Here is a 12,599-nt window from a genome sequence, read left to right as displayed (position 1 = left end):
CCCACGCGGGTGGCCGCCGGGCCCCGCCCGTTACGGTCGCACCATGTCCGACGCGGAACTCACCGTCAGGGTGGACGGCCCGGTGGCAACCGTGGTCATCCACAACCCGGCCCGGCGCAACGCCATGACCCCGGCCATGTGGCGGCAGCTCCCGGTGCTGCTCGACGGTCTGGAGGCCGACCCGGCGGTACGGGTGCTGGTGCTCACCGGCGCGGCCGGCACGTTCTGCGCCGGGGCCGACCTCGGCGACCTGGACGAGCTGCTGGCCGCCGGAGACGGCAGCATCGCGGTGGCCGCCGAGGAACGGCTCGCGGCGTTCGGCCGTCCCACTGTGGCCGCGATCGAGGGCGCCTGCGTGGGCGGCGGCTGCCAGCTCGCCGTCGCCTGCGACCTGCGGCTGGCCTCGGCGGAGGCCCGGTTCGGCGTACCCCCGGCCCGGCTCGGCCTGGTCTACCCGGCGCCGACCACGCGGCGGCTGGCCGCGCTCGTCGGTCCGTCCGCCGCCAAGCACCTGCTGTTCAGCAGCGAGCTGGTCGACGCCGAGCGGGCGCTGCGGATCGGCCTGGTGGACGAGGTGCTGCCGGCCGGGGAGCTGGCCGGGCGGGTGACAACGCTGACCGCCACCATCGCCGAGCGTTCCCGGCTCACGGTGGCCGCCGCGAAGGAGATCGTCGACGGGCGTGCCGACGCCGATCGGCTGGCCTGGTGGCACGCCCAGGTGCGGGACAGCGGCGAGGCCCGCGAGGGGGTGGCGGCCATGAACGAGCGCCGCCCGCCGCGCTTCGGCTGGACCCCGCCGACCGCCCACTGACCGCCGTTTGCCCGGCACCCCTCGGCGGGTACGTCCCGACCGGCGATCCAGCGGTCACCGCGCCGACCGGCTCCGGCTGACCTGGGCCAGCAGTTCGTCCACCGACCACTGGTCGGAGGCGTGTTCGCCGTACTTCTCGGCGAGCACCCGCCCGTCCGGCGCGATCAGGAAGTCGGCCGGCAGCCCGAACCGGCCGCCGTGCGGCGTAAGGGACGGCGACCGCTCCCGTCCGCGCAGGATGTGCCAGGTGCTGATCGCCACGCCGCGCAGGATCGGCAGCCAGGCGCGCGGGTCGAGCAGCGACCGCCGCGCCGACTCCACCCCGAACTCCCGGTAGAGCCGCCGGTCCGGATCGGCCACCACGGCGAACGGCAGGTCGGCGACGTGCTCGCGCAACTCGTCGGCGGGGGAGTGGAAGAGCACCACCTCGCGTACGCCCGCCGCCTCGATCTCGGCGTGCCGGCGGACGATCGAGCGCAGGTGGAGGTTGCAGACCGGGCAGCCGGCGAAGCGACGGAACTGGAGGTGGACCAGGCGGTCCGGGTCCGGCAGGGCGACCTGGGCGCCGGTCACGCTGGTGAGATGGCGAGGGGTGACGACGTCCATGCGCGCTCCCGTTGTAGGCGTACGACGTACTCCTACAACCGTAGGCGTATCTTGTACGCTGTCAAGGCCATGCCCCGACCCCGTTCCCTGACCCCGGCCCAGCTCGCCGACGCGGCGCTCGCGGTGCTCGACCGGGACGGCCTCGCCGGCCTCACCATGCGCGCGGTCGGCGCGCAGCTCGGCACCAGCACGATGGGCCTCTACCGCTACGTCGCCGACCGCGACGAGTTGGAAGCGCTCGTCGTCGAGCGGGTCCTCGAACCGGTCGACACCCGCCCGCCGCCCGACGTCCCGTGGGCGGACGGCATCCGGGACCTGGCCGAGCGGGTACGCCGCGCGGTCGGTCTCCACCCGGCAGTGGTGCCGTTGCTCCCCGCGTACCGGCACCGCTCGCCGACGATCCTGCGCTGGGGCGAGGCGGTGCTCGCGGTGCTGACCGGGGCCGGCTTCACCGGCACCGGACGGGTGATCGCGTTCCGTGCCCTGCTCGGCTACGTGGTCGGCGCGATCCAGATGGAACACCTCGGCGCGCTGGCCGGGCCCGGCACGGCTGTCATCGCGGCGCTGCCCCGCGACGAGTTCCCCCTGCTCGCCGCGACCGCGCGCGATGCCGGCGTGGTCGTACCGGAGGACGAGTTCGGCGGCGGGCTGGACCTCCTGCTCGACGGGCTGGCCCGGCGTCTCGACAGGTAGGCGCACTGATGGGACCGGCGGGCGCAGCGCCGGGGCGTACCCCCGACACCGCCCCCTGTGCCCGCCGGCCGTCCGTCACCGCGCCAGCGCGGCCCAGCTCGGCGTCACCGGAGCCCGCCGCAGCGGCATGCCCGCCTCGGCCGGGGTCCGGTCACCCTTGCGCTGGTTGCACGCGTAGCAGGCGGCGGTGGTGTTCCCCCAGGTGTTCCGGCCACCGCGCGAGCGGGGCAGGACGTGGTCGATCGTGCTGGCCGCGCCGTCGCAGTAGGCGCACCGCCGCCGGTCGCGCGCCAGCACCCCGGCCCGGGACCAGGCCGGGCCGGCGCTGAACCGCCAGCGGGTCACCACGTACCGGACGAGGCGGACCACCCGCGGCAGCGGGAAGACGCCGATCACCCGGTCCGGCTCGGCCTCGTGGATCTCGGCGACCCGGCGGCAGAGCATCCGGATCGCGTGCTTGACGGTGACCCGGTGCAGCGGGCCGAGGTCGGCGTTTATGACGAGGACGGCGTCCACCGGGCTCTCCCTTCACGATCGGCGGTACGGCGACGAAAAAACCGCCCGGTCCACGGGACCGGGCGGCGACGACGGGGACGCGCGACGCGCGTCAGTCGTGCCCTCCGGGCCAGGGACCGTGTTCCCGGCAGCCGTCGCCGAGCAGCCACGACGTCATCGTGGTGGCGTATCGCAGCGACATCGACGGCTCCTGGAACGGTGGTTGACCTTGCTCGCTCACGGTAGATCGATTCGGGAATCGTGGCCAACGTATTTCGATCCGTCCTCGGTGGGTCGCCGCTGCCGTCCGGCCCGGCCGGCGCTTCGCGCGGCGGCGAGCGGCCGGTCGATCCGGGCGGTCATCTGCACCACCAGCTCGCTGTCCAGCAGCGGACGGTTCACCTCGGCGGCCACCGACAGCGTCGGCGTGGAGATCGACCGCCAGATCGCGGTGAGCCCGGCGCCGAGGCCGACGAGCGCCACCGCCGCCCGGGTGGTGGGGGAGCCGGCCGCCGCGGCGGCGCTGACACCCACCACCGCCAGCAGCACCACAAGCAGTGGTGCCAGCACCGGCCAGAAGATGCCCCGGGCCGCCTGCGCCACCAGCTTCCGGTCCCGGATGACGACGTTGCGGGCGATCACCGCCCAGTTCTCCTCGTCCAGCAGGTCGCGCGGATGCAACCCACCGGTGAGCACGTCCTGCCACAGGTCGCCCTGGTTGCGCAGCTCCCGGGCCAGGTCGGCGAGTCCGGCCTCGCCCGGGTCGCCGACGGTGGCCCGGCCGACAGCCGTGGCCCAGGCGGCGAGCGAGCGGCGCACCACGGCGGCCGAGTACGGCGGCAGCACGCTCGCCAGCTCGTCCAGCCACCTGCCGATCTGGAGGTGCCGGCCACCGAACCGGCCCGGGAGCCGGTCGGCGTCGCCGCGCCGTACGGTGTCGGCGAGCGAGCGCCCGAGCCGGTACGCCACACCCACCCGGTGGTTCGTCGCCATCGTCCAGCGCAGCACGTCGATGTTGAGGTCGTCGAGCGCCCGCAGCAACGGGTCCCGGTCGGCGCCGGTGGCGCGGCGGGCGGCGGCGGTGGACGGCACGGTACGGCCCGCCGGGGTCAGCGGCGCGATCTGGGCCAGCGCCACGTCCACGCCGTCCAGGTACATGCCGAGCCGGTGCCACCCGGCCAGCTCGGTCAGGTTCGACAGCTTCGGCGGCGCGACCGTCGGCCGGTCCCCGCCGTCGGTCAGGTCGGCGGTCTGCGCGTGGTGGTAGGCGTCCGCCATCGACCAGCCGAGTCGCAGCGCGGTGACCACCGCGGTCCGTTCGTCCCGTGGTGTCCCGTGCTCCTCGTCGCGCCGCTCCCGCGTCGCGGTGCTCACCGCCCGACCTCCCGTGTCACCGGATCAGTCGAGCGTAGAGGCGTTTTCGTCCGCCTATGACCGTTTCGGGCCCACCCTGCCGGCCAGCAGGCCGCGCGGACGGATCGAGCGGACCGCCTCGGCCGCCGCCCCCTCGGCACGCAGGATGTGGTTCGCCGCGATGATCCCGGTGGCCGCCGACCGTTCCATCAACGCGCTCGGGAACTCCGTGCGGATGCCGTCCCCGGCCAGGTAGAGGCCCGCCGCGTCGGTCTCCACCCCCGGACGCCCGGCGTGGCTGCCAGGCGTGAACGCCGGGGCCTGCGCCTCGACCCGGGCGCGCAACTCGCGTACCCGCAGATCGGCCACCTCCGGCCAGAGCGCGGTCAGCTCCCGCAGCATCCGGGCGGCCAGCTCGTCGGCCGGCACGTCCGGCTCGCAGGCGTACGCGTGCAACTCCACCACCGAGCCGCCGGTCCGCTCGGCCCAGCGGCGGGGCTCGTCCTCCAGCCGGTGGTAGAGCGTCACCGAGTCCAGCGTGGGCTGCCGGGAGACGCCACTGAACACCGCCCGGTCCGGGCGGACGTCCCCGTCCATCCAGTACCGCGCCACCGCGTACGGCGGTCCGGGTGTGCCGAACGCGGGCATCCGCGCCACCAGCTCGGGTGCCGCCGCGACCAGGCCGGGCGAGGCGGCGACCAGCGCGGCGAGCGCGGGCGGGTCCACCGCGAGCACCACGTGCGGCGCCTCCCAGACGTCGCCGTCCGCGCCGGTGACGCGCCAGCCCTCGGGGGTACGGTCCAGCCGGGCCGCCGGAGCGCCGGTCAGCACCCGGCCGCCGTGCTTCTCCACGTGCCGGGTCAGCGGCTCCCAGATTGCCGTCGCGTAGTCCCGGTCCGGGCAGTCGAACGCCAGCCCCTCCGGGTTGCCGAGCAGGTAGAAGTGGAACTGCGCGATCATCTCGGCGGCCGACATCTCCGCCTCGTGGTTGAAGAACGAGTGGGAGAAGACCTCGAAGAGCATGGCCCGCGCCCGGTCCGGCAGGCGCAGCGAGGTGAGCAGCTCGTCGGCAGTGCGCTCGTCGAACTCCTCGTAGGTGCGCACCGGGTCGTAGGTGAGCAGCGGCAGCGCGGCGTCCCGATCCATCGTGCGCAGGTCCGCCAGGCGCAGGCTCGGACTGCGCAGCAGCAGCGCCAGCAGGTTCGCCGGCGGCGCGGGCGGCAGCTTGCCGAACTCCTCCGTGGGCCACTGCTCGGACAGGATCGGGTACCCCGGGATCGGCTTGAGGAAGCCCAGCGCCGGGTCGACGCGGCGCAGGATCGACCGCCAGTTCCAGTACTGCCGGAAGAACGCGTGGAAGCCGTGCTCGTTGCGCTGGACGCCGTCGGGCAGCTCCTCCGGCCAGGCGCCGAGCCGGCCGCCGAGGTGCGGCGCGGCCTCCAGCACGGTCACCGCAACCCCGCGCTCGGCCAGCACCACCGCCGCCGACATGCCGGCGATGCCGCCGCCGACCACGAGTGCCGCGACCGGTCGCGGCACGCGGGGAGCGCCACCGCCGCCCGGGTCCACCACGTGCTCGCGTACGCCGATCAGGCGACCTACCACTTGCGACAGACTCACGGGGCATCCTTCAGTCGGTGGTCCCCCCAGTCTGCCCGAGGTGAAAGGAAGGGGCCCTTTTTAACGCATACGGATGTGCGGGGGCCCTTCTTAACGCCGGGCGGCCCGGTTACGTCCGCGCCGCGCGCCGGCCGCCCGCGCGCCGAGTGCGCCGCGCGGCGGCGTGGGGGAGGTGTTAACAAGGGGCCCTTCCTCTACCGGAGGCGTTAAGTGAGTGTTTGAGATTCCGGCTCAGGTGTGGGTTGCCTGGGCCGGTTTCGTGTGTCGGGCCAGGCGGGTGACCATGACGTGGATCATGGCCCAGGTGACGAAGGCGGCGTGGCTTGTGGGTAGGTGTTCGTAGTCGCGGACGCAGCGGCGTTTCTTGCTGATCCAGGCGAAGGTGCGTTCGACGACCCAGCGTCGGGGCAGCACGACGAAGGTGTGTTGTCCGGGGAGTTTGTGGACCAGGTGCACGGTGAGGTCGAGGGCGTGGCGGGCCCAGGTGCTCAGGGTGCCGATGTAGCCGCCGTCTGCCCAGAGCAGGCGTAGGCGGGGGTGGAACAGCCGGGTGCGCCAGAGCAGGTCACGGGCGATGGTGCGGTCGTTGACGTGCGCGCCGGTGATCATGACGGCCAGGAGCAGGCCCATGGTGTCCACGACGATGTGGCGTTTACGGCCGTTGACCTTCTTCGCGACGTCGAAACCGCGGCTGTGTCGGGGCACGGTGTCCGCGGCGCGCACCGACTGAGAATCGATCGCTCCGGCGCTGGGATGCGCGTGCCGTCCGGCGGCGGTACGGCACTGCTCCCGCAACCGGTCGTGCAGACGCATCAACGTGTGGTCATCGCGCCATCGAGCGAACCACCAGTACACCGTCCCCGGGGGCGGGAACTCCCGCGGCAGGGCCCGCCACGGACAACCGGTGCAGGCCACATACAAGATCGCCGTGACGATTGCCCGCATCGGATGCGACGGCGGCCGCCCCCGCCGACCGACCGACGCCGGCGTGACCAGCGGCGCGATCAACGCCCACTGCGCATCGGTCAGATCACTGGGATACCGCCGCCGCACCGCCCGTTCCCGTTCCCGCCGCACCCGCTGCGACGGATAACGGCGGGGCGACGCGGACGGCGTGACAGTGATCGGGTACAACGTCATCAGAAGGCCCTCGGTATGGAAACGGTTGGCTCGACACCACCGGACCTACCGAGGGCCTTCCCTCACCTCAACCCGACACGCCGCCGCACCCCAAATCTCAAACACTCACTAAAAAGGGGCCCTTCCTTTCACGGGAGGCAGTGGCGGGGGCGGTCGGAGGGGGGCCAGACGTACTCCAGGTCAGGGGAGACGTCGGTGAACAGCCGCGCATAGTGGACCGGGTCCTTGCGCAGCAGCGACGACCGGTGGCTGCGGTGCAGGTCGTCGCGGCCCAGCCAGGGCGGCAGCTCACCGGCGGCGGCCAGCTCGTCCTGGGTGCGGATCACGGCGATGCCGCAGGCGGTGGCGAGGTCGGTGGCGAGCGTGCCGGCGCAGGTGTCGGCCCGGCCGGGCTCGCACCACACCGCGCACATGTCCAGCCCGTACCGGGTCAGCGCCTCCTCGTACCCGGCCCACATCTTCACCGCGGGATGGTTGCGCCAGCCGTAGTCCGGCCGGGTCAGGCCGCGCAGCACCTGGATCGTCTCCACGCGCTGCTTGCCCAGCCGCTTCTGGTCCAGCGTCCGGGCGCTGGCCAGGAAGTCCGGATACGGCAGGAACGTCTGCATGTCGGTGCTCTACCCGTACCCGGCCACGCCATGCGTTCATGATCGAGGGGGCTGCGCGTACCGAGAGCGGCTGACTACCATCCGGACATGGCCGAGCCCCTGCGTGACCGCGCACGCCGCGCGACCGGCTGGCGGCTCCGGATGAACGGGGACGAACGCCCCCACTTCGTGGTCTGCGGCTCCGATCCGCTCGCCTACTGGGTGGTCCGGTCGCTGCTCGCCACCGACAGTGCCGACGGGCGGGTGCGGGTCACGCTCGTGGTGCCGGCCCGCCGCCGGTCCGAGGGCCCGGACGGGCGGGACGTGCCGGGGGTACGGGTCGTCACCGCCGAACGCCTCGACGAGGCGGCGTTCCGCCGGGCCGGGCTGGCCGGCGCGGCCGGGCTGGCGCTGCTGAACCAGGACGACGTGGGCAACATGCACGCCGCGCTCTGCGCCCAGGAGGTCGAGTCCCGGCTGCGCCTGGTGGTGCGCATGTTCAACACCAACCTGGCGGACGGGCTGCGCCAGCTCTTCCCCGACTCGGCGGTGCTCTCCGACGCCTCGATGGCCGCGCCCGCCTTCGTCGCCGCAGCGCTGGGCGAGGTGGCGCCGACCCACTTCCGGCACGCCGGGCGCACGCTGTACGTGGCGCGGCGCGACGACGTACGCCCGCAGGACGTGGTCTGCGGCCTGGCCGTCACCACGGACCCGGACCTGGTCCGGGTGCTGCCCGCCGACGAGGCCGCGGCCGACGTGGTGCTGGCCGAGGCGACCGGCCGGCCGGCGGGCACGGAGGTGGCCGCGCGGCGGCTGGTGCGGGCGCGGCGGCGACGGCAGCCGGCGGCGGTGCTGCTGCGCGCGGTCCGCCACTTCGCCACCCGCAAGATCGGCATCGCGGTGCTGGTGCTGCTCGGGGTGATCGCGGTGCTGGGCTGGCTCAACGCGCGGGCCGCCGACGTCAGCTGGAGCGAGGCGGTCTACCTGACGCTGGTCACCACGCTCACCGGCCAGGACCCGGACGTCAACAAGCCGGTCGCCGCCCAGGTCATGCAGGTGGTGCTCAACCTGGCCGGGCTGGCGCTGATCCCGCTGATCACGGCCGCCGTGGTCGACGGCGTCGTAAACGCCCGGCTGGCCCTGCACGCCGGGCGGGTCCAGCCGGACCGCTCCGGGCACGTGGTGCTGGTCGGGCTGGGCAACATCGGCACCCGGGTGATGGCCCAGCTGCACGACTTCGGCGTCGAGGTGGTGGCGATCGACAAGAACGCGGACGCGCGGGGCGCCGCGCTGGCGCACCGGCTGGGGGTGCCGTTGATCGTCGGCGACGCGGGCCGGGAGGAGACGCTGCGGTCCGCGTCCGTCGACACCTGCCAGGCGCTGGTGGTGGTCTCCACCGACGACGGGACGAACCTGCGTGCCGCGCTGATCGCCCGGTCGCTCGACCCGGACCTGCGCGTGGTGCTGCGGCTGTTCGACGGCGACTTCGCCGAGCGGATCCAGCAGGCGTTCGGCATCGGCATCTCGCGCAGTGTGTCCTATCTGGCCGCGCCGTCGTTCGCGGCGGCGCTGCTGGACCGCGCGGTCGTCGCCACCATCCCGGTCGACCGGCACGCGCTGCTGGTCACCGAGGTGCCGGTGGTGGCGGGCTCACCGCTGGACGGGCGTCCGCTGAGCGCGGTGGCCCGGCCCGGCGAGGTACGCCTGCTCGCGTACACCCGGCCGAACCAGAAAGCCGACTGGACGGCCGATCCGCGGATGGTGATCCAGGCCGGTGACCGGTTGACTGTGGTGGCCCGGCGGGCCGGGCTGACCGCGCTGCTGCGGGAGACCACGCCCGCGCCGCCGCCGGCGCCCGCCGGTCCACCCGCCGCGCGCCGCCCGGAGGAGTGACCGGCCGCGTCAGGCAGGTCGCCGACGGCGGCGGACGGCGTACCCGAGTGCGCCGAGCGCGAGCACGCCGAACCCGGCGAGCACGCTCGGCAGCGGCAGGTTGACCGCCAGCACCAGGCAGCCGACCAGCCCCAGCGCGGCGAGCACCCGGGCCGGTACGCGCCGGGCCGGGTCCGGGCCGAGCGTCAGCGCCGCCGCGTTGGTGATCGCGTAGTAGACCAGCACGGTGCAGCTGGAGAAGCCGATCGCGCCCCGGACGTCGCCGACCGCGACGACGGCGATCACCACGGCGGCCACGGCCAGCTCGGCGCGGTGCGGCACCCGGTGGCGTGGGTGCACCGCCGCCAGCGCGCGCGGCAGGTCCCGGCGGCGGGCCATCGCCAGCGAGGTGCGGCCGACGCCCGCGAGCAGCGACAGCAGCACCCCGGTCACCGCTACCGCCGCGCCGGCCCGGACCAGCCAGGCCAGCCCCGGGTGCCCGGCGGCGGTCACCACCTCGACCAGTGGCGCGTCGGTGGACGCCAGCCGGTCGGCGCCCAGCACGCCGAGCGCGACCACCGCCAGCGTCAGGTAGATCGCCAGCACCGCGCCGAGCGCCAGCGGCACCGCGCGCGGGATGGTGCGCTCCGGGTCGCGTACCTCCTCGCCCAGCGTGGCGATCCGCGCGTACCCGGCGAACGCGAAGAACAGCAGCCCGGCGGCGGTGAGCACACCGCGTACCCCGAGGTCGGCGGGGGCGGTGAGCCGGTCGGCCGCCACCTGCGGGGCGCCGGTCACCGCCACCACGGCGAGCACTGTGAGCACCAGCGCGACCAGCACCCGGGTGGCGGCGGCGGTCTTGCCGATGCCGCGCAGGTTCACCACCGTCACCGCCACCACCGCGAGGACGGCGACGAGCCGCGCCCGCCCCGGCCACAGGTACGCCCCGACGGTCAGCGCCATGGCCGCGCAGCTCGCGGTCTTGCCGACCACGAAGCCCCAGCCGGCCAGGAAACCGGCGAACGGGTGCAGCCGTTCCCGGCCGTACACGTAGGTGCCGCCGGACTCGGGGTAGCGGGCGGCGAGCCGGGCCGAGCTGGTGGCGTTGCAGTAGGCGATGAAGCCGGCGACCGCCAGCGCGACCAGCAGACCGACGCCGCCGGCTGCCGCCGCGGCGGGGGCGAAGACCACGAAGACGCCCGCGCCGAGCATCGAGCCGAGACCGATGACGACCGCGTCGGGTACGCCGAGTCGCCGCGCCAGTTGTTCCACACCGGCAGCCTAGGAGCGTGCGGTGAACAGCGGGTGCGGTCGCCCGGTCAGCCCGGCGCGGACCAGCCGACCGGCCGCCGCCAGTCGCCGAGTCGGCGCGGCAGCGGCAGGTCGTCCCAGGGCACCCGGCGCAGCAGCCGGTCCAGCAGCAGGCCGAGCAGCAGACCGGCGATCGAGTCGGTGAGCCAGTGCCAGCCCAGGTAGACGGTGGTGCAGAAGACCACCGCCGGGGGCACCACCCGGACCACGGTGACCAGCCGGGGCGGCACGGTCCGGCCGACCGTGCGCACGAGCGGGGCCAGTAGCAGGGCCAGCACGCCGTACCAGACGATCGCGTTGGCGACGTGCCCGGACGGGTACGACTGGGCGAAACGCACCGGCAGGTCGTGCTGGAACAGCGGCAGCGTCTGCTCGGGCGACAGGAACGGCTCCTTGACCGAGGCGCTCGGCGCCGGCCGGGCCGTCCACACCTTCAGCGGGCCGATCGTGAAGAACGTCAGCACGAACGCGACCACCGGCGGCAGGATCGGCCGCACCGAGCGCAGCCGCAGCGCCAGCAGCACGCCCAGCCCGGCCGCGAGCAGCGTCAGCGGGGTGCCCTGGCCGAGCAGGTTGAGCGTCATCGCCACCCAGCGGGCGGCGGTCGGGCGGTGCTCGTCGGACCAGTCGGCGACCGCCCGGTCGAGCCCGAACAGGTGCCCGGAGGCGAGCGCCACGGTGATCGCCACCACTGATGCGAGCAGCAGCCCGTCGAACCACCACCCGGCCGGCCGGACCGGCCGCAGCCGCAGGTCATCGCGTACCCCTGAGGTCTGACGCACGCGACCACGCTACCGGCCGCCGACCGCGCCGGGGCGGCGCGGGCATCGGCGGCTGTGTGCCGAGCCACGAAGGGAAGCGCGGTCCGGGGGTGAGCGGTCACACTGGTTGCCGTGCGGATCACCTCGGCTCTCGTCGACCCGGCGCTGCTCGACCTCCCCTGGTCGACCCCGCTGGAGCAGTGGCCTGCCGAGCACCTGGTGGCGCTGCCGCAGGGCATCTCCCGGCACATCGTGCGGTTCGTCCGGCTCGGCGGGTACGTCTACGCGGTGAAGGAGACCGGCGAGCGGGTCGCCGAGCGCGAGTACGACCTGCTGCGGGCGCTGGAGCGGATCGACTTCCCGTCGGTGGAGGCCGTCGCCATCGTGGCCGACCGGCAGAGCGACGACGGCGAGCCGCTGGACCCGGTGCTGATCACCCGCCACCTCCAGTTCTCCCTGCCCTACCGGGCGCTGTTCTCCCGCACGCTGCGGCCGGAGACCATGAACCGTCTGCTCGACGCGCTCGCGGTGCTGCTGGTCCGGATGCACCTGACCGGTTTCTTCTGGGGCGACTGCTCGCTGTCCAACACGCTGTTCCGGCGGGACGCGGGCGCGTTCGCCGCCTACCTGGTGGACGCGGAGACCGGCGCGCTGCACCCGTCGCTGTCCAACGGGCAGCGCGGCGAGGACCTGGAGATCGCCCGGGTCAACATCTTCGGCGAGGCGCTCGACCTGCAGGCCGCCGGCCTGCTGCACGAGTCGATCGACCCGGAGGTGGTCTGCGAGGAGGTCGTACGGCGCTACGAGCAGCTCTGGCACGAGATCACCTACGAGCAGCAGGTCGAGCGCGCCGCCCGGCACGACATCGAGCGCCGCATTCGCCGCCTCAACGAGCTGGGCTTCGACGTGGCCGAGGTGGCGATGTCCACTGTCGACAACGGGCGTTACCTGGTGCGGCCGAAGGTGGTCGACGTCGGCTACCACACCCGGCGGCTGCTGCGCCTCACCGGCCTGGACGCGGAGGAGAACCAGGCCCGCCGGCTCCTCAACGACCTGGACGCCTACCGGGTGGAGAGCGACCTGACCGACGAGCAGCAGGCGGCGCACCGCTGGCTGACCGAGGTCTTCGAGCCGGTGGTCCGGGCGGTGCCCGCGCACCTGCGCCGCAAGCTGGAGCCGCAGGAGCTGTTCGCCCAGATCATCGAGCACAAGTGGCTGCTCTCCGAGCAGGCCGGGCGGGACGTGGGGATGCGCCGGGCGGTGCAGTCGTACCTGGCGGACGTGCTGGTGCACCGGCCGGACGAGCAGGCGGTGCTCGGCGTCGAGGTGCCCACCGCCTGACCGCCGGGC

At 74.1% G+C, this 12,599-nt stretch carries 12 protein-coding genes; 4 read left to right on the top strand and 8 right to left on the bottom strand.

The window, feature by feature from the left end; translation table 11 throughout:
* Nucleotides 1-43: 43 nt before the first annotated feature.
* Nucleotides 44-811, top strand: a complete 768-nt coding sequence (locus tag PVK74_RS19105) for an enoyl-CoA hydratase/isomerase family protein (protein WP_064446747.1) — start codon at nucleotides 44-46, stop codon at nucleotides 809-811.
* A gap of 54 nt (nucleotides 812-865) precedes the next feature.
* Here PVK74_RS19105 and PVK74_RS19100 read toward each other — a convergent pair whose 3' ends face one another.
* Nucleotides 866-1,417, bottom strand: coding sequence for a peroxiredoxin-like family protein (locus PVK74_RS19100; protein WP_274476942.1), 552 nt, complete (start codon nucleotides 1,415-1,417; stop codon nucleotides 866-868).
* 69 nt (nucleotides 1,418-1,486) lie between these two features.
* On the opposite strand from PVK74_RS19100, the gene PVK74_RS19095 reads away from it, so the two are divergent.
* Nucleotides 1,487-2,110, top strand: a complete 624-nt coding sequence (locus PVK74_RS19095) for a TetR/AcrR family transcriptional regulator (protein ID WP_187693837.1) — start codon at nucleotides 1,487-1,489, stop codon at nucleotides 2,108-2,110.
* Nucleotides 2,111-2,185: 75 nt separating this feature from the next.
* Here the strand turns inward: PVK74_RS19095 and PVK74_RS19090 are convergent, their stop codons facing one another.
* The 5 genes from PVK74_RS19090 to PVK74_RS19070 form a co-directional block, all read right to left on the bottom strand.
* Complete coding sequence (locus PVK74_RS19090) at nucleotides 2,186-2,626, bottom strand: HNH endonuclease (RefSeq protein ID WP_043327959.1); 441 nt, start codon at nucleotides 2,624-2,626, stop codon at nucleotides 2,186-2,188.
* A 216-nt stretch (nucleotides 2,627-2,842) separates the two neighbouring features.
* Nucleotides 2,843-3,979, bottom strand: coding sequence for a hypothetical protein (locus PVK74_RS19085; protein WP_274476941.1), 1,137 nt, complete (start codon nucleotides 3,977-3,979; stop codon nucleotides 2,843-2,845).
* A gap of 54 nt (nucleotides 3,980-4,033) precedes the next feature.
* On the bottom strand, nucleotides 4,034-5,578 hold the full coding sequence (locus PVK74_RS19080) for an FAD-dependent oxidoreductase (RefSeq protein ID WP_274476940.1): 1,545 nt from the start codon (nucleotides 5,576-5,578) through the stop codon (nucleotides 4,034-4,036).
* A 231-nt stretch (nucleotides 5,579-5,809) separates the two neighbouring features.
* On the bottom strand, nucleotides 5,810-6,718 hold the full coding sequence (locus tag PVK74_RS19075) for an IS5 family transposase (RefSeq protein ID WP_274476701.1): 909 nt from the start codon (nucleotides 6,716-6,718) through the stop codon (nucleotides 5,810-5,812).
* Nucleotides 6,719-6,846: 128 nt separating this feature from the next.
* Nucleotides 6,847-7,326: an MSMEG_6728 family protein gene (locus PVK74_RS19070; protein ID WP_104113969.1), complete on the bottom strand. Its 480-nt coding sequence runs from the start codon at nucleotides 7,324-7,326 to the stop codon at nucleotides 6,847-6,849.
* An 87-nt stretch (nucleotides 7,327-7,413) separates the two neighbouring features.
* Here PVK74_RS19070 and PVK74_RS19065 point away from each other — a divergent pair, with 87 nt between their 5' ends.
* Nucleotides 7,414-9,198, top strand: a complete 1,785-nt coding sequence (locus tag PVK74_RS19065; RefSeq protein ID WP_369799321.1) for a potassium channel family protein — start codon at nucleotides 7,414-7,416, stop codon at nucleotides 9,196-9,198.
* 9 nt (nucleotides 9,199-9,207) lie between these two features.
* On the opposite strand, the gene PVK74_RS19060 is transcribed toward PVK74_RS19065, so the two are convergent.
* Together PVK74_RS19060 and PVK74_RS19055 are read right to left on the bottom strand one after the other, a co-directional pair.
* On the bottom strand, nucleotides 9,208-10,449 hold the full coding sequence (locus tag PVK74_RS19060) for an APC family permease (protein ID WP_274476939.1): 1,242 nt from the start codon (nucleotides 10,447-10,449) through the stop codon (nucleotides 9,208-9,210).
* 47 nt (nucleotides 10,450-10,496) lie between these two features.
* Complete coding sequence (locus PVK74_RS19055; protein WP_274476938.1) at nucleotides 10,497-11,270, bottom strand: phosphatase PAP2 family protein; 774 nt, start codon at nucleotides 11,268-11,270, stop codon at nucleotides 10,497-10,499.
* A gap of 111 nt (nucleotides 11,271-11,381) precedes the next feature.
* Between PVK74_RS19055 and PVK74_RS19050 the strand changes: the two genes are divergently transcribed.
* Nucleotides 11,382-12,590 carry a DUF4032 domain-containing protein gene (locus PVK74_RS19050; protein ID WP_030502801.1) on the top strand — a complete coding sequence of 403 codons (1,209 nt, stop codon included), beginning with the start codon at nucleotides 11,382-11,384 and terminating at the stop codon, nucleotides 12,588-12,590.
* The last annotated feature ends 9 nt before the right edge of the window (nucleotides 12,591-12,599 follow it).

Origin of the sequence: Micromonospora chalcea (genome assembly GCF_028768405.1) — a bacterium.
Classification (GTDB): domain Bacteria; phylum Actinomycetota; class Actinomycetes; order Mycobacteriales; family Micromonosporaceae; genus Micromonospora; species Micromonospora chalcea.
The sequence above is the reverse complement of the archived record's forward strand: the minus strand, read 5'-3'. Positions and strand labels throughout refer to the sequence as shown.